Source organism: Streptomyces sp. NPDC086835 (genome assembly GCF_044745705.1).
Classification (GTDB): Bacteria; Actinomycetota; Actinomycetes; order Streptomycetales; family Streptomycetaceae; genus Streptomyces.
This window is the reverse complement of sequence record NZ_JBIVAU010000014.1, coordinates 11859-35614: the sequence shown is the minus strand read 5'-3', so window position 1 is coordinate 35614 and position 23756 is coordinate 11859. Positions and strand designations below refer to the sequence as shown.

The window sequence follows — 23756 nt, the reverse complement described above, 5'->3', positions numbered from 1 at the left end:
CTTGCCCACTCAGATCTCCCTGCGCGGAGTGACCCTGTCCCGTGGCGACAGGCTGCTGTTCGACGGTGTCTCCCTGGCGGTGCGTCCAGGCGAGCGGATCGGCATCGTCGGGGAGAACGGCGCGGGGAAGTCGACCCTTCTGCGCCTGCTGGCCGGCATCGAGCGGCCGGCCGACGGCGAGGTGGTCACCGTTGCCGAGAACGGGGCGGGTCATCTGGCCCAGACTCCTGAATTACCGCCCGGGAGCACGGTCGGCGAAGCCGTCGACGCCGCTCTCGCCGAACTGCGCTCCATGGAAGCGAGGCTGCGCGAGCTCGAAGCGGACCTCGGGTCGGCGGAGCAGGACGTCCTCGACGAGTACGGCGATCTGCTCACAGCTTTCGAGCTCCGCGGGGGATACGAAGCCGACGCCCGTGTCGACAAGGCGATGAACGGCCTGGGCATCGCCCACGTGGACCGCGAGCGCATCCTCGGCACTCTGTCCGGAGGCGAGCAGGCCCGACTCGGCCTCGCCTGTCTCGTCGCGGCGGCACCCGAGGTGATGCTGCTCGACGAGCCGACGAACCACCTGGACGAGACGGCGCTCGACTGGCTCGAGAGCACACTGCTCAACCACACCGGCACGGTGATCGCGGTCTCGCACGACCGCACCTTCCTGGAGCGTGTCGCCACCGCGGTCATCGAGGTGGATGCCGACCGCTGCTCCGTCGTGCGCTACGGCGGCGGCTACGAGGGCTTCCGTGCCGAGCAGGCAGCCGCTCGCAAGCGCTGGGAGCAGGCGTACGAGGAGTGGACCGAGGAGGTGGCACGGCTCGAAGTCTTCGCGAACACCACGGCCCACAGCGTCGCCGTCGGCCGGTCCATCAAGGACAACAACAAAATGGCCTACGACCGGGCCGGCGGGAGGGTCCAGGCCTCGGTCTCCGGCCGGATCCGTAACGCCCAGGAGCGGCTGCGCAGACTCCGGGACGAGCCGGTCCCGAAGCCTCCGGAGCCGCTTCGGTTCACCGCGGGGCCGGTGTCGGGCGCGGCGTCGGGCGAGCTCGTCACCCTGACCGGCGTGCGCGTCGGCGACAGGCTCTCGGTGGACGGGCTCAGCGTCGCGGCCGGGCAGAAGATCCTCATCCACGGCGGTAACGGCGCCGGGAAGTCCACCCTGCTACGGGTCATGGCCGGCCTCGTCGAACCCGACACCGGATCTGTGACACGCAGGGGGAGGACCGGCTTCCTCGCCCAGGAGATTCCGGTGAACCGGCCGGCGGAGCCCCTTCTCGAGGTCTTCCGGCGGGGCCTCGCGCTCGCCGACGACGAGTCCGCGGAACTACTGCTGTCCTTCGGGCTCTTCCGCCCACGGGACCTGCACATCTCGGTGGGATCCCTCTCTGCCGGGCAGCGCCGACGGCTGGCCCTGGCCCGGCTGCTGGCCCGGCCCGCGGACCTGCTGCTTCTCGACGAGCCGGCCAACCATCTCGCACTCGGCCTGGTCGAGGATCTGGAAGAGGCATTGTCCCGGTGGACGGGTGCGCTGGTGGTCGTCTCCCACGACCGTCTGCTGCGCCGTCGGTTCGACGGCCAGGTCCGCCGGATGGTCTCGGGGCGGCTCCTCGACTGAACGGATGTCGCCATAGGGTCTTGGTATGGCACGACCGCGACGTATCGTCCTCGTCCGGCACGGAGAATCGGTGGGCAATGCCGATGACACGGTGTACGAACGCGAGCCCGACCATGCGCTACGGCTCACCGCGGCGGGTCTGGCCCAGGCCGCTGAGACGGGGGCTCGGCTGCGGGACCTGTTCGGCCGTGAGCGGGTCAGCGTCTACGTCTCCCCGTACCGCCGCACGCATGAGACCTTCCAGGCGCTCGGGCTCGACCCGGAGCTCGTCCGGATCAGGGAAGAGCCGAGACTGAGGGAGCAGGACTGGGGCAACTGGCAGGACAGGGATGACGTAAGGCTTCAGAAGGCGTACCGCGACGCTTACGGCCACTTCTTCTACCGGTTCGCACAGGGCGAGTCCGGGGCCGATGTGTACGACCGGGTCGGCGCCTTTCTGGAGAGCCTGCACCGGAGCTTCGAGGCCCCGGACCACCCGCCGAACGTCCTCCTGGTCACCCACGGTCTGACCATGCGGCTGTTCTGCATGCGGTGGTTCCACTGGTCCGTCGCGGAGTTCGAATCGCTGTCCAATCCGGGCAACGGCGAGACCCGCATCCTGCAGCTCGGCGACGACGGCAGGTACCACCTTGACCGGCCCTTCGAGCAGTGGAGGACCCCGGAGCCGTACGGGGCCACCGGATAGAGTGGCAGGAAGATGACCGCTGAATCCGCATCCGACCAGCGCTTCGCACGCGCTCTGGACAGCCTGCGCGGCCTGTCCGTGGGAGACGCTCTGGGCTCCCAGTTCTTCGTTCCTTCCAACTATCCGCTGCTCAAGAGGCGCGAGCTGCCGCCGTCCCTCTGGCAGTGGACCGACGACACGGAGATGGCCTGCTCCGTCGTTGCCGTGCTCGTCGACCATCACCGTGTGGACCAGGACGCCCTCGCCCGGTCCTTCGCCGAGCACCACGACTTCGACCGCGGCTACGGCCCTGCGGTCAACCGGCTTCTCCGGCTGATCAGGGAGGGCGGCGACTGGCGGGAGCTGGCTGCTGCGCTGTTCAAGGGCCAGGGGTCGTGGGGCAACGGCTCCGCGATGCGGATCGCTCCTCTCGGCGCCTGGTACGCGGACGACCCCGAGCAGGCCACGCACCAGGCCGAGATCTCCTCGTACCCCACGCATCAGCACCGGGAGGCGGTGGTCGGCGCCATGGCGGTGGCCGCGGCGGCGGCGCTCGCCGCCGACCCCGCCGGGCCGCCCGCGCCGGCGGACCTGCTGGACGGCGTGGTCGCCCTGGTGCCGCGCAGCGCGGTGGGCGCCGGACTGCGCCGGGCCCGGGACATGCTCGACTACGACGACGCCGGTACGGTCGCCGCCGTACTGGGCTGCGGCCGGCGCACCAGCGCCCATGACACGGTGCCGTTCGCGCTCTGGTCCGCCGCCCGGTCGCTCGGTGACTTCGAGCAGGCGTTCTGGACGACCGCCCAGGTCGGCGGTGACGTCGACACCACCTGCGCCATCGCCTGCGGAGTCGTCGCCGCGAGCAAGGGCGGACAGCCGCCGGCCCACTGGCTGGAGCAGACCGAGGAACTGCCCGGCTGGCTGCCCGGCGCCGACCGGCTCGGCTGACGCCGGAACACCCCGAAGCGGATACAGGCCGTCCCCGCGGGTACGGCCTGTATCCGGGGCGTCATGCGGCGTGGCCGCCGGGGCCCGCCGCTCCGCTGAGTGCCTCCAGATCGCTCTTGCGTACCCGCACCACGAGAACGGCTGTCACGACCGCGAGAGCGACCAGGCCCACCCCCGCCCAGAACGCGGTGGCGATGCCTTCGGCCAGCACCTGGTGACCCCACGGGGGCGGCAGCTCGTGCGTCCGTGCGAAGGCTTCCTGCTGGGCAGGCGTCGATTCAGCGAGGAACGACGGCAGCTGGCGCTCGGCCTCTTCACGGCTGGCCGTCCCGAAGACCGTCATGAGGATCGACAGGCCGAGTGAACCGCCGACCATCTGGGTGGCATTGAGCAGGCTGGAGGCCGCACCCGACTCGTGCTGCGCCACGCCGGACACGGCGGTCAGGGTCGCCGTCACGAACACCAGGCCCATGCCGAAGCCGAAGAGCAGCATCGGCCCCAGCACTCCGCCCAGGTAGGAGCTGTCGGGGGAGATGAGCGTCAGCCAGGCCATGCCGGTGCCCGTGAGGACCGCGCCGGCGGTCAGGAAGGGCTTCGGGCCCAGCACCGGCAGAAGCCTCGTGGAGAGGCCGGCCGCTGTCATGATCGCCACCGTGACCGGGAGGAACGCGAGTCCGGAGGTGATGGGGCTGTAGTCGAGCACGTTCTGCACGAACAGGACGATGAAGAAGAACATGCCGAACATCGCCGCCGCGAGGCTCATCATGATCAGATAGGTGCCGGAGCGGTTGCGGTCGGCGAACATCCGCAGCGGTGTGATCGGATCGCGGGTCCGGCGTTCGGTCAGTACGAACGCGGTCAGCAGCACCAGGGAGGCTGCGAACGCACCGAGCGTGAGCCCATCGCTCCAGCCGTCCTCCGAGGCCCTGATGAAGCCGTAGACCAGGGACGCCATGCCCGCGGTCGAGGTGAGGGCGCCTGCCACGTCGAATCGGCCGGGGCTGCGCTCCGACTCGTTGATGAACACCGGCGCGAGAACGGCGATGAGGATGCCGATGGGCAGGTTCACGTAGAAGACCCAGCGCCAGTCCAGCCACTCCGTGAGCATGCCTCCAGCCAGCAGCCCGATGGCGGCGCCGCTCGCGGAGACGGCCGCGAAGATGCCGAAGGCGCGATTGCGCTCCGGGCCCTCGCGGAAGGTCGTGGTGATCAGGGCGAGCGCCGTGGGCGAGGCGATGGCACCGCCGACGCCCTGCAGTGCGCGGGCCGCCAGCATCTGCCAGGGCTCCTGGGCGATGCCGCACAGCAGCGAGGCGAAGGTGAAGAGCAGCACGCCGGAGACGAACACCCGGCGGCGGCCGAGGATGTCGCCCGCCCTGCCGCCGAGCAGCAGAAGTCCGCCGAAGGTGAGTGTGTAGGCGTTCACCACCCATGAGAGCTGGGTCGTGGTGAACTCGAGAGCTCCCTGGATGTGGGGGAGCGCGATATTCACAATCGTGGTGTCGAGGACCACCATGAGCTGCAGCGCTGCGATGACGGTGAGTGCGATGCCCGGGCGCCCCGGCCGGCGGGCAGCCCCCGGACCGGCGGGTGCGGTTAACTGAGAGGTTGTCACTATGAGTCCCCCACACATGAGTTAGTGAACGAAGGCGTTCACTTTCTCGTCAACCGTAGAGAGTCCCCGTCAGTGAACGCAAGCGTTCACTGAACCTCCCGTCCCCAACGGAGATATGAAGATGGCCACTTCGCGCTGGACCGGTGCCGCGGAGGTTCCGCCGGTCGCCCTGCGCCGACGAGGGCCCGTGCTGGAGCGAGCGATCCTCGAAGCCGCCCTGGAACAGCTCAGTACGGTCGGCTGGAGCGGGCTCACGATGGAGGGGGTGGCCGCCTCGGCGCAGACCGGCAAGGCGGCCGTCTACCGTCGCTGGCCCTCGAAGGAGGATCTTGTCGCCGACGCCCTCGAGGCGGGCCTGCCGAGCCTCGACGAGGCCGCCGACCACGGCAGCGTCCGGGAGGACCTCCTCCACATCTGCCGGCGGGTGCGTGACGCGATGTTCTCCCGCACCGGGATCGCGCTGCGTTCGGTGCTCTACGAATGCGACACCGCTACCGCGGAACGCTTCCAGAGCCTGATCAACACCAGGGTGATCGGACCGTCCACCCAGCTCTTCCGCGAGGTCGTGCACCGTGGTGTGCGCCGCGGCGACGTGCGGGCGGACGCGGCCTGCGAGCTCGTCTTCGACGTGATCCCCGGCCTGCTGATGTACCGCTCGAAGATCTGTGGAAGCCGCTGGCCGGACCCGGACATCGCCGAGATGATCGACCAGGTGATGGTCCCGTTGCTGCGGCCCCACAGCTGTCCGCCGCCGAGCCGCGGAACGTGACCAGGAGCCGGGTGTCAGCCGGCCGCCGGGGCGGCGTACCCTTGTTGGCGCCATGGCCTACGAACCACCTACCCACGCAGTCGAGCGCTCGATCCGGGCCACGATCGGCGCCAAGATCGTTGCCGGGATCGACGAAGTCGGCCGCGGAGCGTGGGCGGGACCGGTCACGGTCTGCGCGGCGGTCACGGGCCTGCGCCGGCCCCCCGTCGGCCTCACTGATTCCAAGCTGATCACTCCCAAGCGCCGCGCGGAGATGGCGGAGCTTCTGGAGGGCTGGGTCACGGCTCACGCCCTCGGTCACGCCTCCCCCGAGGAGATCGACGAACTGGGGATGACGGCGGCACTCCGACTGGCCGCCGGCCGGGCGCTGGAGGCGCTGCCGGTACGCCCGGACGCCATCATCCTCGACGGCAAGCACGACTACCTGGGAGTGCCCTGGCAGGTGCGCACGGTGATCAAGGGTGACCAGTCCTGCGTGGCCGTGGCCGCGGCATCGGTGATCGCCAAGGTGCACAGGGACGCGATGATGGCTCAACTGCCGGAGGAGTTCGCCGCGTTCGGCTTCGCCGACAACGCAGGCTACCCGTCGCCCGTGCACAAGGCCGCCCTCCGGGAGCTCGGACCCACCCCGTACCACCGGCTGTCCTGGGCCTATCTCGACTACCTGCCCCAATGGCGGCACCTCAAGAAGGTCCGGCTCTCGCCGGAGGCGGCCGAACTCGAAAGCGGGGGCCAGCTCGGCTTCGACTTCTGAACTCGCCCCGCCGTCAACGTCCGTCGCACGTTTTGTGCCACCCGCCGATGCCATCCGCAGCGGCATTTGATAGACATCCACCCATGCCTCTCATTCCCGAGGAGCCTCACATTCACGAGAGCGCCCAGGGTCCCCGCGTCACTCCGGCCACAGGCCGCACCGCGCCGACCCCCCGTCCCGTCCCCGGTCCGCGTTCCGCGGCCTCGCCGCGTCCCGGTCACCCGGGCCCCGGCCCGTCCCGGCCCGCCCCGCCCGCGCAGCGTGCGTCCGGCGCTGTCGGCAAGCCGAAGCCGTCACGGCCGGAGAATCGTTCCGTGCCGCAGGTCCAGCTGGTCCCCGCCCCGGTGGGTGGCGCGCTGGACGCCGCCGACGAGGCGGTCGACCTGCTGCTGGACTCCGGTCGCGCCCCCGGCGATGTCCTGGTGTTCACCACCGGTGACCAGCACCCGTGGGCCGCTCACGAGCTGTCGTTCGGCGAGGGTGCCTACTGGGCCCAGCACGATGCCCGCGACGATGTCTTCTACGCGGACGCCTCTTCGGTGGAGCGGGCCGCGGCACGCCCCGTGGTCGTTGTCGCGGTCAACGGCGGCACGGACGACACCACCGCCCGCGCGCTGCCGGCCGCCATGGAGAAGGCTTCGGCGCTTCTCATCGTGTGCGGTGACCCGGAGCGGATCAACGCCGTGCTCGGCGCGGGTGTCTGATCCGTACCCGCGGAACGGGCCGCACGGCCCGGTCGTGACCCGGCTGCCCAGTGCCTGGGCAGCCGGTGGATGACACCTTCAGCGGGCCGCCGTGCGCCGGAGCGCGTCCACGGCGCCCCCTGCCGTACGCAGGGGCACATGGTCGGTGTCGTTCCCCGCGTCGGCCAGACGGCCGGGTGAGGACGTGGAGTTGGGGTGGCGGCCGCCCCGGCCCTCGCCGAGCACCTGCCAACCGCCGCGCGTCAGCGTGATGTAGGCGCCGCAGCGCAGGCCGTGCAGCGTGCAGGCATCCCGCAGGCCCCACATCCATGCCCCGTCCTCCTCCGTCCAACGCTCGTCGCCCTCACGGCAGTAGAGCAGCACGGCGGTGCGCACCGGCGTGCGCCGACGGAGATCGTGAGGGATCACGCGGCGCAGGTGGGCCAGCAGCGCGTTGCGGAATTCCCAGCCGTCCGCCGGGACGGCACGCCGGGAGAACGACGCACTGGCCGCGAGCCGTTCCTCGTGATCGAGCACGGCGACGACAGCCGTCGCCGGGGCGGGGCGGTGTCGCGCATGCAGTCCGCCGACGACCTCGCGCGGGTTGCGCAGCAGCGGGATTCCGGCCGCTGCCCACTCGGCCGGTTCGAGCAACCGGGCAAGGCGGTTGGCGGAGTTGGCCGATGCGGTGATCGAAGTGGCTGCGGACGAAGCGAATCCGAAGGTCACGGTCCTCCCTTCGCATACGCGCCCACAGTGCGGGCAGGGTCGGGTGAGGGCGCGCCGCGGCATGGCCCTTCTGGACCGCTTACGGGCCGTGCGGGGAGCAGTCCAATTCTTCCTGGCGCATGGGAATGCGGCAACGAGCAATTCGGCACGACCGGCTGAAATCGGCGGGTTTGACTCTCATATCCCTTCCCTATCTGCCACCGGTGACCCCTCCGCATCAGGACTGGACGGCAAGGACCAGCGGAAACACGCCCTGGGCGCCCGATCTGCGCAGCAACCGCGACGCCACGGCCAGAGTCCAGCCGCTTTCCGAGTAGTCGTCCACCAGAAGAACAGGGCCGCCCGCGGCGGCCAAGGCATCGGCCAGCTGCGGCGGCACGACGAGCGTCTCGTGCAGCGCCCGCACCCGCTGCGCGCTGTTGGTGCGCGAAACGTGGGCGTCCAATGCCTCCGGCACGTACTCGACGGTGCCGAGCACGGGCATCCTGCCGACCTGCCCGATACGGCTGCCGAGAGAGCCGATCAGGCGGGGCCTGGTGCGGGAGGCGATCGTGACCACGCCCACGGGCCGCGCCGGCGCGTCCACGGCCCCGGAGGCCCAACCGCCGGGCCCCTTGGCCCAGTCGGCGAGCACGGTCACCACCGCGTCGGCCATGTCGTCGGGAACGGGGCCGTCCGGTGCCTGGGGGGCGAACATCGGGCGCAGGCGGTTCCCCCAGCCGATGTCCGAAAGCCGCCCCAGCGCCCGCCCGGTGAAGGACTGCTCGCTCTCCGGGATCCGGCCCTTGAGGGTGACGCCGACGGCGGCCAGTCCGGTCGGCCACATCTTTCGGGGCTCTACGTCGACGCCCGGCCTGCCGAGCTCCCCGCGTGCCGCGTCCAGAGCCCCCGCCGACACCTTGTCGCTGAATCGCGCTCCGGAGCAGTTGTCGCAGCGCCCGCAGGGCGTCGCCTCCTCGTCGTCGAGCTGGCGCCTCAGGAACTCCATCCGGCACCCGGTGGAGCGGGCGTATTCGCGCATCGCCTGCTGCTCGGCCGCGCGCTGCCGGGCCACCCACGCATAGCGTTCCGCGTCGTAGGACCACGGCTGTCCCGTCGTGGTCCAGCCGCCCTTGACCCGGCGCACCGCGCCGTCCACGTCGAGCACCTTGAGCATCGTTTCGAGCCGTGTACGCCGAAGCTCCACCAAGGGCTCCAGCGCGGGCAGGGACAGCGGCCTGTCCGCCTGCGCAAGCACGTCGAGCGTGCGCCGCACAAGTTCCTCGGGAGGGAAGGCGACCGACGCGAAGTACTGCCAGATCGCCTCGTCCTCCTTGCCGGGCAGAAGCAGCACCTCCGCATGCTCCACGCCACGGCCGGCGCGGCCCACCTGCTGGTAGTAGGCGATGGGCGACGAGGGGGAGCCGAGGTGCACGACGAAGCCGAGGTCCGGCTTGTCGAACCCCATGCCCAGCGCCGAAGTGGCAACCAGTGCCTTCACGCGGTTCGCGAGCAGGTCCTCCTCCGCCTGCTGGCGGTCCGCGTTCTCCGTGCGTCCGGTGTAGGAGGTCACGGTGTGACCGCACTGGCGCAGGTACGCGGTCACCTCCTCGGCGGCGGCGACCGTCAGCGTGTAGATGATTCCGGAGCCCGGCAGCTCGCCGAGATGGTCGGCGAGCCAGGCAAGACGGCTGGCGGCGTCCGGGAGTTGCAGCACACCGAGGCTCAGGCTCTCCCGGTCCAGCGGGCCGCGCAGCACCAGGGCGTCCGTGCCCGCTCCCGTGCCGAGCTGCTCCGCGACGTCCGCCGTGACCCGCGCATTGGCGGTGGCGGTCGTCGCGAGGACGGGGACGCCGGCGGGCAGCTCGGCGAGCATGGTGCGCAGCCTGCGGTAATCGGGACGGAAATCATGGCCCCAGTCCGAGATGCAGTGGGCCTCGTCCACCACGAGCAGTCCGGTCGCGGCCGAGAGCCGGGGCAGTACCTGGTCGCGGAAGTCGGGGTTGTTCAGCCGCTCGGGGCTCACGAGCAGAACGTCGACCTCACCCGCGGCGACCTCCGCCTGGATCGTTTCCCATTCCTCGGTGTTCGACGAGTTGATCGACCGGGCGCGGATGCCCGCCCGGGCCGCCGCCTCCACCTGGTTGCGCATGAGCGCGAGCAGGGGAGAGACGATCACGGTGGGGCCGCTGCCGCGTGCCCGCAGCAGGGAGGTGGCGACGAAGTAGACCGCGGACTTTCCCCAACCGGTCCGCTGGACGACCAGCGCACGGCGCTTGTCAGCGACGAGGGCCTCGATGGCCCGCCACTGGTCCTCACGCAGCCGGGCACGGCCAGAGGTGTCGGAGACGAGCCGGGCCAGTACGGAATCGGCGGAAGCCCGAAGCTCCGCGCGGTCTGCGTTGGTCATGCACCCATGCAACCCGATGACACCGACAAAGCGCGAACGAGCCCGTGACCTGTGGACAACTTTATCCACAGGGGTCGCGGCGGGTGGGGCCGGCACGGGACCGTCAGGGCATGAACAAGCACCACGACCTCACCGGATCAAGCCCCGACCAGCAGATCACCTTGCGCGGCCCTGGCGAACTCGCCGACGCGCTTCCGTACATGATGGGCTTCCACCCGACCGATTCGATCGTGCTCGTCGCCCTGCACGGCAGCAGCGGCCGCTTCGGCGGACGGCTGCGGCTCGGAATTCCACGCTCACCACGGGAATGGGAGCCCGTGGCGGCCCAGCTCGCGGAGTGTCTGATCCGGGGCAGCGGACGCCGCGGCCCACGGCCCGACGGCATTGTCGTCTTCCTGTGCCAGGACCCGGTCGGCGACGAGACAGGTGACCGGGTGATGGAGCGCCTGCGCCCGCTCGCGCAGCGGTTGCGCACCGCCTGCGGAGGCCTCGACGTGCCCGTGTACGAGGCACTGTGCATTTCCGACGGCCGTTTCTGGAGCTACTGCTGTCCTGATGCCCGCTGCTGCCCGCCTGACGGCACGCCCCTCGCTCTGCCGGGCACGTCGGTGATGGCCGCCGCAGCCGCGTACGCGGGTGTCCGGGTGCGGGGAAGCCTGCGCGACATGGAGCGGCGGTTCGCCCCGCGGCCCGGACCGGCGGCAGAGGACCAGGTGCGAGCGCTGGACGCCGCGGGTGCCGTACTGACCTTCAGGATTCTCGACGCGCAGGGGCGGCAGGAGGTCGCCGACGAGACCGTCGCGCTGGCCCGCCTTCTGCTGGAACGGATGGCGGCAGCCCCTCGTGCCGACGGTGATCCCGCTGCCGACGCCGAGGACGACCGGCTCGTTTCGGACGACGAAGCCGCCGCGGTGATCCTCGGGCTGCAGGACCGGGAGACGAGGGATCGGGCGGCGCAGTGGATGGAGGGGCAGGAAGCGGCTCCGGCCCTGCGTCTGTGGCGTGTCCTGTCGAGGCGCTGCGCCGGCCCTTACACGGAGCACGCCGCCGCGACCCTCACCCTCGCCGGATGGGTGTCCTGGTCCGTCGGCGACGAGCCCGGCGCACGCGTGGCACTGGGGCTCGCCCTCCGGGCAGATCCCGAGTACGTCTTCGCACGCCTGCTGCACCAGGCGTGCAACGAAGGGCTGGACCCGGAAACGGTGCGCCGATGCCTGCGGAGTCAACGGGACGTCCCGTCGCAGGGGGCATCGCCGGCAGCCTGCCCCGAGGCGCACCGCACCCTGGCCGCTCGGCGGCGTCGAGGCAGGCCCGCCCGGCCGTCCGCCGCCGGGCCGGACCAGGCCGGCTCGCACCGCACGCACCCCCGGAGCGGCGCCGCGCCCGGCCGCCCACGCCACGGAACAGCGGCCGCTCGTGCTCGTACGCGTGCCGCACGGCGCAGCGGGCAACGCGGTGCCAGGAGCGGCCGATGACCGCGTGCCGGTGCGGTAGCCGACGGCAGGGCAGGCGAGCGGCTTTCGGCGGCCTCCGCGATCCGGCGACGGACAACGGGCGACGGCCGACGGTCGAGGAATCCGCAGCGGTCCCAGCGGTCCGACGACGGTCGAGCAGGCCGCAGGCGGGCCCCCGCTTGGGAGGTGGTGGGCCGAGGGCGGTGGAGTTCCGGAGCCGGGCCGAAAACGATGGCGCGCAGGCGGGGAAGGGTGTGTTTATCGTCAGGCAGACGACTATGATCGCGGCATGTCGCCCTACGACCCGTCGGCCTTCCCGCCCTTTGCCGTCACTGTCGACCTGGTCGTGCTCACCGTGCGTCGGCATGCGCTCTGCGCCCTCGTCGTACGCCGAGGCGAGCCGCCGTTCCAGGGACGGTGGGCGCTGCCCGGAGGCTTCGTCAGGGGCGACGAGGACCTGGCGACGGCGGCCGCACGCGAACTGGCCGAGGAAACGGGACTGTGCGCGCACGACCCGGCCTCCCCGGGATCAGCCAACGGCGCCCACCTGGAACAGCTCGCCACATACGGCGACCCCAAGCGTGATCCTCGGATGCGGGTGGTGAGCGTCGCGCATCTCGTGCTCGCCCCGGACCTGCCGGCGCCCCGTGCCGGCGGCGACGCGAACAGCGCCCGTTGGGCGCCGGTCGAGGAGCTCCTCGACCGGGACACCGCTTTCGCACGGGAGGACGAACAGCAGGCGCCGCTCGCCTTCGACCACGCGGTGATCCTGGCGGACGGCGTGGAGCGGGCCCGTTCCAAGATCGAGTACTCGTCCCTGGCCACGGCGTTCTGCCCACCGGAGTTCACCGTCGGAGAGCTGCGGAGGGTGTACGAGGCGGTGTGGGGCGTCGCCCTCGACCCCCGCAACTTCCACCGCAAGGTGACTGGTACGCCGGGCTTCCTGGTCCCGGCGGGCGGCACGACCACCCGGCAGGGCGGCCGTCCGGCGCAGCTTTTCCGGGCCGGTGGCGCCACGATTCTGAACCCGCCCATGCTGCGGCCCGAGGTCTGACCTCGGGGCGGAGTCGCGTCCAGCGGCCCGCGTGCAAGGGTGCGGCGCGGCACGGTACGAAGCGCTTGTAGGAGTCCGGGCCCCGGACCACTCGTCGGCGAGCCCGTGGGGCAGACGGCCTGAGGCGTGCTCCGAGTTCGGCCCGGTCCGGCGTTCGGCCCCGTCCGGCGTTCGGCCCCGTCCGGCGTCCGGCCTGGTCCGGTCCGGGACGCGGGCCGACGTCCGGCCCCGTCCGACGTCCGGGCGGAGGTGTGGTCCCTCAGCCGCGGTCTGACACCCGGGTCTTCCGGCGATGCGCAAGAAGTCTGAAATGTCGCGTTATCTTGCTCCGGTAGCCGTGCTGCCGCTGAGCGGTCTCACCTTCCGCGAGAGAGGCGAGAGAAGCGATGCTCCAGGCCATCGGGCTGACCAGCACCCGCCGCAGAGAGCACCCGCCCGCCGTCGACGATCTCACCTTCGAAGCCCGCCCCGGTCAGGTCACCGTCTTGCTCGGCGCGAGCGGCGCGGGGAAGACGACGGCGCTGAGGCTCGTTCTGGGGCTCGAGGCCGGCCGCGGATTCACGTACTTCCGCGGCAACCCGCTGCATCGCATCGCCAACCCCGCGTGCGAGGTGGGAGCCCTGCTCGGCGATGTGCCGGGGCATCCCGCCAGGACCGTACGTGGTCAGCTGCGGATGCTGAGCGCCGCTGTCGGGGTGCCCGCGTCCCGCGCCGACGAACTGCTCGACGTCGTCGGCCTCGGCGGTCTCGCGCAGGAGCAGCTGGGGAGGCTCTCGCTCGGTATGGACCGCCGACTGGGGCTGGCGGCCGCCCTTCTCGGCGACCCGCAGACGCTGGTCCTAGACGACCCCGTCCGGGGGCTGTCGCCGCGCGAGAGAAGCCGGCTGTTCGCGCTGCTGCGGGCGCACGCCGCCCATGGCGGAACGGTTCTGTGCACGCTTCGCGAGCCCAAGGAGGCCGCCCGGATCGCCGACCGCGTCGTCACGCTGCACGAGGGGCGCCTGCTCGCGGACCAGGAGGCCGCAGAGTTCTCGCGGACCCGGCTCCGGCCCCGCGTCGCCGTCCGTACCCCGCACGCGGCCCGTCTCTCCGCCGTCCTCGCACGCGAGGCGCGCGCAGAGCGGCGCTCGGTCGAGGTGGTCGCCGAGAGCAGTGCCGTGCTCGCCGTCTTCGGCAGCAGCTGTGCCGAGGTGGGCGAGACCGCCTTCCGGCACGGTGTACTCGTCCACCGCCTCACCGAGGAGGTCGGCGAGACGGCTCCCGTGGCCGAGGCAGGGCCCGTCGCCGTGACCGCACCTCCCCGGCGTCCCGCGCCCCTCCCGCCCTCGACTGCCTCCCCGGCCTCGGCCCCAGTGCCGACGGCCCCGGCCCCGGCCTCAGCCTCAGTACCGCCCCCCGCGCCCGCCCCCACCCCCACTCCCGCCGACTCCGCCGGCGCGGCGGTCGTCCCGCGGGCGCCGCGACCGGTGCGCGGTCCCCGGTGGCCACTGCGCTACGAGCTCCGCCGGCTCCTCGGTGTCCGGACCTCTCCGCTGATCGCTCTGGCCGCGGTTGCCGCCTCGCTCACCCTGTGCCTCCTGCTTGCCCGGACCGGCGCGACCACGGTGAAGCCGCACACCGTCGCCGCGTGGCCCGGCTTCCTGCCGCTGCCGCCGGCGGCGTTCGGGGCCGGGTTGATCGGCGCGCTCGCCTTCGGTGAGGAGTTCCGTTACCCCGCTCTCGCCTCCGCGCGGGGCACGGTGCCTCGCCGATTGGGACTGCTTCTGGCCAAGCTCGGTGTGACGGCGGCTGCCGCCGTCACGCTCGCGGCGCTCGTGGTGGTCCTCGATGTGCAGGCGCTCCGGCTGGTGTTCGGGCCGGACTCGGTGGCTGTGCCGCCCGACTGGCCTGTTCTGGCGGCCGGTTGGGGCGCCCTCTGTGTCGGCTGCGCATGGTCGGGCCTGCTGGCCGCAGGGGTCTTTCGGGTCACCGCGGCCGGAGTCGCCGCGGTCCTCGCCGTGCCGGTCGTCGTGGCACCCCTCGCACACAAGGTGCTCGCCGTACCGGCAGTCCGTTCGATCGCCGGGCTTCCCGGCAGGCTCCGGGAGCTGGCCTGGGTCGAGCTTCCGCAGCAGGCGGATCGCTGGCTGATCGCCGCGATGCGGTTGCCGGCGCAACCCGTGGGCGTCGCGCTGGTGTTGTCGTTGGTGGCCCTGATCTGCGCGTATGTGTTCACCGGCCTTCGCCGGAGGGCATTTTGGTGATCAAGGGCGACCGGCTGTCCGTGAACTGCCCACAACGTCTTGAGAAATGCCCGTTTCTTTCCGATAAGGCGTCAATTGCGGGGTGAGCGCCGATCACCCTTTCGTGTGCTTTTCACCAAAGACCTCAAGGGGCTCGGAAGCTGAGCCGACAAAGGATGCGTGAGTACCCTTGCGCACACCATGATGCCCCCCGCCCGCCCCGCCGAGACCGGTCTGGCCGGTCCGGGCGAACTCAACCGCTACGGCTACGGGGAGTCGCCCGCGGCCGATCGCGTCGGTCCTCCCGCCTGGGAAGCGTCCGACAGCGAGTTGGGCCGGGTGGGTCGCCGTACGGCAGGCAGCCGCGGTCGCGGCCTGCACGGCCAACTCGTCCAGCAGCTCGGCCAGATGATCGTCTCGGGCGACCTCGGGGCCGACCGTCCGCTCGTCCCCGAGGAGATCGGCCAGCGCTTCGAGGTCTCCCGCACGGTCGTGCGCGAGTCCCTCCGTGTCCTCGAGGCGAAGGGGCTGGTCAGCGCCCGCCCCAATGTCGGCACCCGCGTCCGGCCCGTCAGCGACTGGAACCTCCTCGACCCCGACATCATCGAGTGGCGCGCCTTCGGCCCCCAGCGCGACGACCAGCGCCGGGAGCTGAGCGAGCTGCGCTGGACGATCGAGCCGCTGGCCGCCCGGCTCGCCGCCGGTCACGGCCGTGAGGACGTCCAGCAGCGTCTCGGTGGCATGGTCGAGATCATGGGCCACGCCCTGGCTCAGGGGGACGGCCTCACCTTTTCGCGCGCCGACGCCGAATTCCACTCCCTGCTCATCCAGCTCGCGGGCAACCGCATGCTCGAGCACCTGTCGGGAATCGTTTCGGCCGCGCTCCAGGTGTCCGGCGGTCCGGTCACGGGCTGTGACCGCCCGACCGAGGCGTCCCTGTCGCACCACGCCCACATCGCGGAAGCCCTCGCCTCGGGAGACGCGCACGCCGCCGAGTCCGCCATGCGCCGGCTGCTCACCGTTCACCCGGAAGTGGAGCGAGTGGTCCCCGCGCCGCGTGAGCACTGACCGCGGCTGCGGTCGGCGAGTGCGACAGTGTTCGGGCTGCATGTCGCCGGATTCCCTGGGGGTCCGGCGACTCGCTCTGCACCGATCGCACCACTTTGACCCTAAAGCGGCATTTGGGGTGTGACTCGGGCCACGTGGATTGGGCGTAACACTCCTCGAGACAGCGCGATGACCTAAGAGGTGACAGCCGAGGAGGGAATACAGCCGCCGCACATGGCGCTGTGACAGCTCCTTGGTTTTGCCCGCGCCACCGGCACATCCGCAGCCCGGTGGTCGTCGGCTCCGGCCCGATCATGGGTGGGGCCGGAAGCCGTTTCCATCGTTCCGAGAGGTTGTTCGTGTCGGCCAGCACATCCCGTACGCTCCCGCCGGAGATCGCCGAGTCCGAGTCTGTGATGGCGCTCATCGAGCGGGGAAAGGCTGATGGGCAGATCGCCGGCGATGACGTGCGTCGTGCCTTCGAAGCTGACCAGATTCCGCCAACCCAGTGGAAGAATGTTCTGCGCAGCCTCAATCAGATCCTCGAGGAAGAGGGTGTGACGCTGATGGTCAGTGCAGCGGAGTCGCCGAAGCGCGCCCGCAAGAGCGTCGCAGCGAAGAGCCCGGCAAAGCGCACAGCCACCAAGACCGTCGCCGCCAAGACCACCACGGCGAAGACCGTCGCGGCCACCGCGGCTCCGACGGCCGAGACCGTCGAGGTCCCGGCCGACGAGTCGTCGGAGACCGCGCCCGCGAAGAAGGCGGCCGCCAAGAAGGCGACGGCCAAGAAGACGGTGGCCAAGAAGACCACCGCCAAGAAGACGGCGGCGAAGAAGACCACCGCCAAGAAGGACAGCGACGACGCCGAGGGCGAGGAGCTGCTCGACGAGGCCCAGCCAGCGGGCAAGGGCGACGAGGAAGAGCCCGAGGGCGAGAGCAAGGGCTTCGTCCTCTCCGACGACGACGAGGACGACGCGCCCGCGCAGCAGGTCGCGGTCGCCGGTGCCACCGCCGACCCGGTCAAGGACTACCTGAAGCAGATCGGCAAGGTCCCCCTGCTCAACGCCGAGCAGGAGGTCGAGCTCGCCAAGCGCATCGAGGCCGGCCTGTTCGCCGAGGACAAGCTGGCGAACTCCGACAAGCTGGCGCCGAAGCTCAAGCGCGAGCTCGAGATCATCGCCGAGGACGGCCGTCGCGCCAAGAACCACCTGCTGGAGGCCAACCTCCGGCTGGTCGTCTCGCTGGCCAAGCGCTACACGGGCCGCGGCATGCTCTTCCTGGACCTGATCCAGGAGGGCAACCTCGGTCTGATCCGCGCGGTCGAGAAGTTCGACTACACCAAGGGCTACAAGTTCTCCACGTACGCCACCTGGTGGATCCGTCAGGCGATCACCCGCGCCATGGCCGACCAGGCCCGCACCATCCGTATCCCGGTGCACATGGTCGAGGTCATCAACAAGCTCGCGCGCGTCCAGCGCCAGATGCTCCAGGACCTGGGCCGTGAGCCCACCCCGGAGGAGCTGGCCAAGGAGCTCGACATGACCCCCGAGAAGGTCATCGAGGTCCAGAAGTACGGCCGTGAGCCGATCTCGCTGCACACCCCGCTCGGCGAGGACGGCGACAGCGAGTTCGGTGACCTGATCGAGGACTCCGAGGCGGTCGTCCCGGCCGACGCGGTCAGCTTCACCCTCCTGCAGGAGCAGCTCCACTCGGTGCTCGACACCCTCTCCGAGCGTGAGGCGGGCGTGGTGTCCATGCGCTTCGGTCTCACGGACGGCCAGCCGAAGACCCTGGACGAGATCGGCAAGGTCTACGGCGTGACGCGAGAGCGCATCCGGCAGATCGAGTCCAAGACGATGTCCAAGCTGCGTCACCCGTCGCGTTCGCAGGTCCTGCGCGACTACCTCGACTAGGCCGCACCCGATCGAGGCGCGGGCGCGCGCGCCGCACGGCTTCGAAGGGCCCGGATCCCCATGGGGGAGCCGGGCCCTTCGGTGTGGCGCGAGGGTGCGCGAGACGGCCGACTGGACGACTCTGGGTGGGATCGGATTCACGCAGAGTCAGGAGACCGTATGCGTCGCCCCACTGCCCGAAGCCTGGCCGGGGTGCCGGCTCTGATCGCAGCAGCGGCCGTGACAACACCGGCGATGTCCTTCCCCGCCGCCGCCGACAGCGTCGTTGTCGGAGGGTACGAGGTTCGTGCCGACGAGAGTCCATGGGTGGTCGCGCTGGCCAGCCGTGACCGGTTCGGCCCAGCGCGGAGCGGACAGTTCTGTGGAGGTGTGGTCGTGGCGCCCACCAAGGTGATGACAGCAGCCCACTGTCTGAGCAACGCCGTCCTCGGCCAGGACGCGGCGTCCGTGCGGGACCTGCGGGTCATCGCGGGCCGCTCGGAGCTCGCCGGTGACGGCGGCCACGAGGTGCCCGTACGGGAAACGTGGGTCACGCCCGCGTACGACCCGGTGACGAACAGTGCCGACATGGCACTGCTGACCCTCGCGAAGGCCCTGCCCGAGGATCATGTGCTGCCGGTTGCGGGGGCCGGCGACCCGGCGTACGAGGTGGGGACGGTCGCGACCGTCTACGGCTGGGGTGACACGCAGGGCAACGGCAGTTACGCGTCGTCGCTGCGGGCGGCGCGGGTGTCCGTCCTGCCGGACGAGACATGTGCCGCCGCGTACCCCGGCGGGCAGGGCAGCAGGTACACACGCTCCACGATGCTGTGCGCCGGGGATCCGCAGGGCGGGCACGACGCCTGCCAGGGGGACAGCGGCGGGCCGCTGATCGCCCGCGGCAGGCTCATCGGCCTGGTCTCCTGGGGCAGCGGCTGCGGGCGCCCTGACGGACCCGGCGTCTACACGCGGGTCTCGGCGGTGGTGCCGCAGGCGGCCGAGGCCGACTGACCGGTCCGGCCGGACGGCACCGGGAAAAAGGTCACGGAACGAGAGCGGGCGGCTTCCCCCGGTGGCCGGGGGAGCCGCCCATCGGCCGGTCCTGGACCGGCCCTTGGCTCGTCGGGATGTGAGGTGTCAGTGATCCTCTTCGCCGGTGTCTGCCGGCACGGCCGTCAGGCGGTCCGTCTCATCCTGTATTTCCGCGGCGATCTTCTTGAGTTCCGGCTCGAACTTGCGCCCGTGGTGGGCGCAGAAGAGCAGTTCACCACCGCTGATCAGTACGACGCGCAGATACGCCTGGGCGCCGCAGCGGTCGCAGCGGTCAGCGGCCGTCAGCGGGCTCGCGGGGGTCAGAACAGTAGTCACGTCGCCTCTTCTCTAGCTCGACGAGCTGTCGTACCAGGGTCAACATCCAACCAGGCCGAAAACGTTCCCGCTCGTGGCTTTTCCTCGAAACTTTTTCCCGAGGTGGCTGTCTGCTGCCGGTTGGCGGCGAATGAGCCGTATTGCTTCGCTCTACGGATTTCGCGTTGCTTGTCTCGTTTGGCCCTCCCGGCCGGGTTGCCGGTTGTTGATGAGGACGTGCCCGGAGCCTAAATGGTTCATGCCCCGATGGGAACGTGATGTGCACGTCACTCCATCGAGGGATCGAACACCCATGCGAAGCTGGACTAGCATGAGAAATCGGGTGGGTGGCGTTACATCGGCTCTACCAGGCCTCGGTACGCTCTCACCGGCGACCGACGCCGGGCCCGTACCCCCCTTGGCCACATTTGAAATTCAGCGAGGAGCGAACCGCGTGACCGCCGAATCGTCCGTGCCGTCCACCGCACTGCTGACAGCAGACCGTGACGGCTCCAACTACACCGCGCGGCACCTGCTCGTCCTGGAGGGGCTCGAGGCGGTTCGCAAACGACCTGGCATGTACATCGGCTCGACCGACAGCCGCGGTCTCCTGCACTGCCTCTGGGAGATCATCGACAACTCCGTCGACGAGGCCCTCGGCGGCCACTGCGACCACATCGAGGTGATCCTCCATGAGGACGGCTCCGTCGAGGTCCGGGACAACGGCCGCGGCATCCCCGTGGACGTGGAGCCCAAGACCGGACTCTCCGGGGTCGAGGTCGTGATGACCAAGCTGCACGCCGGCGGCAAGTTCGGCGGTGGCTCCTACGCGGCGTCCGGCGGTCTCCACGGTGTCGGCGCCTCAGTGGTGAACGCGCTCTCCGCCCGCCTCGACGTCGAGGTCGACCGCGGTGGCGCCACCCACATGATCAGCTTCCGGCGCGGTGTGCCCGGCATCTTCACCGAGTCCGGCCCCGACGCCCCCTTCGACCCGGCGAACGGCCTGCGCAAGGGCAAGCGCGTTCCGAAGGCCAGGACCGGCACCCGCGTCCGTTACTGGGCTGACCGCCAGATCTTCCTCAAGGACGCCAAGCTCTCCCTGGAGACGCTGCACCAGCGCGCCCGCCAGACCGCCTTCCTCGTTCCCGGCCTGACCATCGTCGTCCACGACGAGCGCGGCCTCACCGACGCCGGCGGCGAGGGCAAGAGCGTCGAGACCTTCCGCTTCGACGGGGGGATCAGCGAGTTCTGCGAGTACCTGGCCCAGGACAAGCCGGTCTGCGACGTGCTGAGGCTCACCGGCCAGGGCACGTTCAAGGAGACCGTCCCCGTTCTCGACGATCGCGGCCACATGACCCCGACGGAGGTCACCCGCGAGCTCGGCGTGGACATCGCCCTGCGCTGGGGCACCGGCTACGACACCACGCTCAAGTCCTTCGTCAACATCATCGCCACCCCCAAGGGCGGCACCCATGTGACCGGCTTCGAACGCTCCGTGACCAAGACGATGAACGAGGTGCTGCGCTCCGCCAAGATGCTACGCGTCGCCGAGGACGACATCGTCAAGGACGACGCGCTGGAGGGCCTCACCGCCGTCGTCACCGTCCGCCTCGCGGAGCCGCAGTTCGAGGGCCAGACGAAGGAGGTCCTCGGCACCTCGGCGGCCAACAGGATCGTCGCCAACGTGGTGGCCAAGGAGCTCAAGGCCTTCCTGACGTCCACCAAGCGGGACGCCAAGGCGCAGGCCCGCGCGGTGCTGGAGAAGGCCGTGGCGGCCGCCCGTACGCGTATCGCCGCCCGCCAGCACAAGGAGGCGCAGCGCAGGAAGACCGCCCTGGAGTCCTCGTCCCTGCCCGCCAAGCTCGCCGACTGCCGCAGCGACGACGTGGAGCGCAGCGAGCTCTTCATCGTCGAGGGTGACTCGGCGCTCGGCACCGCCAAGCTGGCGCGCAACAGCGAGTTCCAGGCGCTGCTGCCGATCCGCGGCAAGATCCTCAACGTCCAGAAGTCGTCCGTCTCCGACATGCTGAAGAACGCCGAGTGCGGGGCGATCATCCAGGTCATAGGGGCCGGCTCGGGCCGGACGTTCGACATCGACGCCGCCCGCTACGGCAAGATCGTCCTGCTGGTCGACGCCGACGTCGACGGCGCGCACATCCGCTGTCTGCTGCTGACGCTCTTCCAGCGCTACATGCGGCCCATGGTGGAGGCCGGCCGGGTCTTCGCCGCCGTGCCGCCGCTGCACCGGATCGAGTTGATCCAGCCCAAGAAGGGCCAGGACAAGTACGTCTACACGTACTCGGACAACGAGCTGCGGCAGACGCTGCTGGAGTTCCAGCGCAAGGGTGTCCGCTTCAAGGACTCCATCCAGCGCTACAAGGGCCTCGGTGAGATGGACGCCGACCAGCTGGCGGAGACGACCATGGATCCCCGCCACCGGACCCTGCGCCGGATCAACATCGGGGACCTGGAGTCCTCGGAGCAGGTCTTCGACCTGCTCATGGGCAACGAGGTCGCTCCCCGTAAGGAGTTCATCACCAGTTCGGCGGCCACGCTGGACCGCTCGCGTATCGACGCCTGACCGGTACGACAGGTCGTGCACCCAGGGGTGGAGTCGAGGACTCCACCCCTGGTCCGATCCGGCCGGGCTCCCCGCTCCCTAGCATCGGGTGCGACGGAGGAGGACACACGTGCCCGGCGTGCCCAGCAGCAAGTGGACCGAGTGGCCCAGCCGCGAGTCCCTGTCCCGCATCGGTGTCCCGCGGGCGCGGATCGTGCTCGACGTCGCGTTGCTCGCCGCCCTGTCGTCGTGGGCCGTGTCCAGCGCGTACACGTCCGAGGTCTTCCACGGCTGGGGGGCGGTGCTTCCGCCGCTGGGTCTCCTGGGCTGCGCGGCGGCCGCCACGCGCTACCACCGCACCACTCTCGAGAACCGGTTGCCCGCCTCACTGTGGTTGCTCGGCGTCATCGCCCTCACCGGGCTCGGTGCGCACGCCGCCGGGGCGGACGTCCCGGCCATGGTGCTGTGGGTCTCGGTCGCCCTCATGGCGATCGAGCGGCTGCCGGTGGCCGCCGTCGTCGCGATCGTCACGCTCCCGGTGGCCGGATTCCTGGTGACCGAGGACAGCACGCTGGGAGCACTGCTCACCACCGCCGCCGTCGTGCTCGGCGGATGCGCCTTGCGCCTGGACGCCCAGGCCCGTGGCGCGGGCTTCAGGCTGCTCGCCCAGGAGCGGGCGGCCCGTGAGGCCGAGGCGGTCTCCGCCGCTCTCGCCGAGCGGGCCAGGATCGCCCGGGAGATCCACGATGTGCTGGCACACAGCCTGTCGGCGCAGCTGGTGCATCTGGAAGCGGCCCGGCTGCAGATCGAGCGAGGCCCGGAAGGGCCCTTCCGTGACCGGATCCTGGAGCGGGTCGTCGCCGCGCGCGGCATGGCCCGCGAGGGACTGGCGGAGACCCGGCAGGCGCTGTCGGCGCTGCGCGGAGAGATGGCGCCCGTGGAGGAGTACCTGCGGGAGCTGGCGGAAAGCGGTCCGGTGTCCACCGAAGTCACCGGGGTGCGGCGGCAGTTGTCCGCGGACGCCTCGCAGGCGGTGCGCAGGGTGGCGCAGGAGGCGATGACCAATGTCCGCAAGCACGCGCCTGGAGCGGTGGTCCGGATGCTGCTCGCCTACCTGGACGGCGAAGTGGTCCTGGAGGTGAGGGACTCGGGGAGACCCACGGTGCCGGACGGGCCGGGAGTCTCCGGTGAGCTCGAAGGATCCGGCGCCGGGTACGGTCTGCTCGGTATGCGCGAGCGTGCGGAACTGCTCGGCGGCACGCTGGAGGCGGGACCGGAGGGGGAGGGGTTCGTGGTGCGACTGCGGGTGCCGGCGTGACCGGGGAGCTCGCGCGGGTCGTCGTCGCCGACGACCAGGCGGTGGTGCGCGAGGGCATCGTGATGCTGCTGGGACTGCTGCCCGGCATCGAGGTCGTCGGTTCGGCCAGGGACGGGGAGGAGGCTCTCGCCCTCGTCGCCCAACTGTCGCCCGACGTCGTCCTGATGGACCTGCGGATGCCACGGGTCGACGGGGTGGAGGCCACCCGCCGCATCCGCAGCGAGTACCCCGGCACGCAGGTCGTCGTGCTCACCACCTACGCGGACGACGACTCGCTCTTCCCCGCTCTGCGGGCCGGCGCGCGGGGATACCTCACCAAGGATGCGGACGGGGACGAGATCGTACGGGCGATCCAGGACGTCGTCGCCGGCCGGGCCGGGCTGTCCCCGGTCGTCCAGCGGCGTCTGCTGGAGCAGGTCACGGCGGAGCCGGCGCCCACCGGTCCCCGGCTGCCCGACGGGCTGACCGCCCGCGAGGGGGAAGTGCTCGCCCTGATCGCGGAGGGTCTGGGGAACGCGGACATCGCCGCGAGGCTGGGCATCTCCACGGCCACCGTCAAGACCCACATCAACAACCTGTTCGCGAAGGCCGGCCTCCACGACAGGGCACAGGCGGTCCGGTACGCCTATCGGGAGGGTCTCGCGAAGCCTCCGGGGACAAACGTCACCTGATGGGGTGAAGACCCCCGGAGAAGAGTCC

General features: G+C 70.8%; 19 protein-coding genes. 15 read left to right on the top strand and 4 right to left on the bottom strand.

Features of this window, described 5'->3' with window-relative positions:
- The first annotated feature begins 1 nt into the window (after position 1).
- The 3 genes from ACIPJI_RS33165 to ACIPJI_RS33155 are packed head-to-tail and all read left to right on the top strand — an operon-like array spanning position 2 to position 3224.
- Positions 2 to 1612 (top strand): ABC-F family ATP-binding cassette domain-containing protein, encoded by a 1611-nt coding sequence (locus tag ACIPJI_RS33165; protein WP_402250572.1) that lies wholly within the window; start codon positions 2 to 4, stop codon positions 1610 to 1612.
- A gap of 25 nt (positions 1613 to 1637) precedes the next feature.
- Positions 1638 to 2297 carry a histidine phosphatase family protein gene (locus ACIPJI_RS33160; protein WP_402250570.1) on the top strand — a complete coding sequence of 220 codons (660 nt, stop codon included), beginning with the start codon at positions 1638 to 1640 and terminating at the stop codon, positions 2295 to 2297.
- A 12-nt stretch (positions 2298 to 2309) separates the two neighbouring features.
- Entirely contained in the window at positions 2310 to 3224 is a 915-nt protein-coding gene (locus ACIPJI_RS33155) for an ADP-ribosylglycohydrolase family protein (RefSeq protein ID WP_356621863.1), read from the top strand.
- Positions 3225 to 3285: 61 nt separating this feature from the next.
- On the opposite strand, the gene ACIPJI_RS33150 is transcribed toward ACIPJI_RS33155, so the two are convergent.
- Positions 3286 to 4839: an MFS transporter gene (locus ACIPJI_RS33150; RefSeq protein WP_402250568.1), complete on the bottom strand. Its 1554-nt coding sequence runs from the start codon at positions 4837 to 4839 to the stop codon at positions 3286 to 3288.
- A 121-nt stretch (positions 4840 to 4960) separates the two neighbouring features.
- Between ACIPJI_RS33150 and ACIPJI_RS33145 the strand changes: the two genes are divergently transcribed.
- The 3 genes from ACIPJI_RS33145 to ACIPJI_RS33135 all read left to right on the top strand — a co-directional run bounded on the left by ACIPJI_RS33145 (position 4961) and on the right by ACIPJI_RS33135 (position 7066).
- Complete coding sequence (locus ACIPJI_RS33145; RefSeq protein ID WP_402250566.1) at positions 4961 to 5608, top strand: TetR/AcrR family transcriptional regulator; 648 nt, start codon at positions 4961 to 4963, stop codon at positions 5606 to 5608.
- 52 nt (positions 5609 to 5660) lie between these two features.
- Positions 5661 to 6362, top strand: a complete 702-nt coding sequence (locus ACIPJI_RS33140; RefSeq protein WP_402250564.1) for a ribonuclease HII — start codon at positions 5661 to 5663, stop codon at positions 6360 to 6362.
- 83 nt (positions 6363 to 6445) lie between these two features.
- Positions 6446 to 7066, top strand: coding sequence for a hypothetical protein (locus ACIPJI_RS33135; protein WP_402250563.1), 621 nt, complete (start codon positions 6446 to 6448; stop codon positions 7064 to 7066).
- Positions 7067 to 7144: 78 nt separating this feature from the next.
- Here ACIPJI_RS33135 and ACIPJI_RS33130 read toward each other — a convergent pair whose 3' ends face one another.
- Complete coding sequence (locus ACIPJI_RS33130) at positions 7145 to 7774, bottom strand: hypothetical protein (protein WP_402250561.1); 630 nt, start codon at positions 7772 to 7774, stop codon at positions 7145 to 7147.
- A gap of 217 nt (positions 7775 to 7991) precedes the next feature.
- Positions 7992 to 10163, bottom strand: coding sequence for a RecQ family ATP-dependent DNA helicase (locus tag ACIPJI_RS33125; protein WP_402250559.1), 2172 nt, complete (start codon positions 10161 to 10163; stop codon positions 7992 to 7994).
- 110 nt (positions 10164 to 10273) lie between these two features.
- Between ACIPJI_RS33125 and ACIPJI_RS33120 the strand changes: the two genes are divergently transcribed.
- The 6 genes from ACIPJI_RS33120 (at position 10274) to ACIPJI_RS33095 (ending at position 18843) form a co-directional block, all read left to right on the top strand.
- A complete protein-coding gene (locus tag ACIPJI_RS33120; protein ID WP_402250557.1) occupies positions 10274 to 11638 on the top strand; it encodes a DUF4192 domain-containing protein in 1365 nt (454 codons plus the stop codon).
- A 268-nt stretch (positions 11639 to 11906) separates the two neighbouring features.
- Entirely contained in the window at positions 11907 to 12671 is a 765-nt protein-coding gene (locus tag ACIPJI_RS33115; RefSeq protein WP_402250555.1) for an NUDIX domain-containing protein, read from the top strand.
- Between the two features lie 386 nt (positions 12672 to 13057).
- Entirely contained in the window at positions 13058 to 14914 is a 1857-nt protein-coding gene (locus ACIPJI_RS33110) for an ATP-binding cassette domain-containing protein (RefSeq protein WP_402250553.1), read from the top strand.
- A gap of 159 nt (positions 14915 to 15073) precedes the next feature.
- A complete protein-coding gene (locus ACIPJI_RS33105) occupies positions 15074 to 15961 on the top strand; it encodes a FadR/GntR family transcriptional regulator (protein WP_307708656.1) in 888 nt (295 codons plus the stop codon).
- Positions 15962 to 16299: 338 nt separating this feature from the next.
- Positions 16300 to 17853 carry an RNA polymerase sigma factor gene (locus ACIPJI_RS33100; RefSeq protein WP_189474689.1) on the top strand — a complete coding sequence of 518 codons (1554 nt, stop codon included), beginning with the start codon at positions 16300 to 16302 and terminating at the stop codon, positions 17851 to 17853.
- A 159-nt stretch (positions 17854 to 18012) separates the two neighbouring features.
- Positions 18013 to 18843, top strand: a complete 831-nt coding sequence (locus tag ACIPJI_RS33095; RefSeq protein WP_402250551.1) for a serine protease — start codon at positions 18013 to 18015, stop codon at positions 18841 to 18843.
- 126 nt (positions 18844 to 18969) lie between these two features.
- On the opposite strand, the gene ACIPJI_RS33090 is transcribed toward ACIPJI_RS33095, so the two are convergent.
- Positions 18970 to 19200: a hypothetical protein gene (locus tag ACIPJI_RS33090; protein ID WP_005311020.1), complete on the bottom strand. Its 231-nt coding sequence runs from the start codon at positions 19198 to 19200 to the stop codon at positions 18970 to 18972.
- 433 nt (positions 19201 to 19633) lie between these two features.
- Here ACIPJI_RS33090 and ACIPJI_RS33085 point away from each other — a divergent pair, with 433 nt between their 5' ends.
- The 3 genes from ACIPJI_RS33085 to ACIPJI_RS33075 all read left to right on the top strand — a co-directional run bounded on the left by ACIPJI_RS33085 (position 19634) and on the right by ACIPJI_RS33075 (position 23728).
- Positions 19634 to 21760: a type IIA DNA topoisomerase subunit B gene (locus ACIPJI_RS33085; RefSeq protein ID WP_307708658.1), complete on the top strand. Its 2127-nt coding sequence runs from the start codon at positions 19634 to 19636 to the stop codon at positions 21758 to 21760.
- Positions 21761 to 21878: 118 nt separating this feature from the next.
- Complete coding sequence (locus ACIPJI_RS33080) at positions 21879 to 23057, top strand: sensor histidine kinase (protein ID WP_402250622.1); 1179 nt, start codon at positions 21879 to 21881, stop codon at positions 23055 to 23057.
- Complete coding sequence (locus ACIPJI_RS33075; protein ID WP_402250548.1) at positions 23054 to 23728, top strand: response regulator; 675 nt, start codon at positions 23054 to 23056, stop codon at positions 23726 to 23728. Before ACIPJI_RS33080 ends, ACIPJI_RS33075 begins: the two co-directional genes overlap by 4 nt.
- The last annotated feature ends 28 nt before the right edge of the window (positions 23729 to 23756 follow it).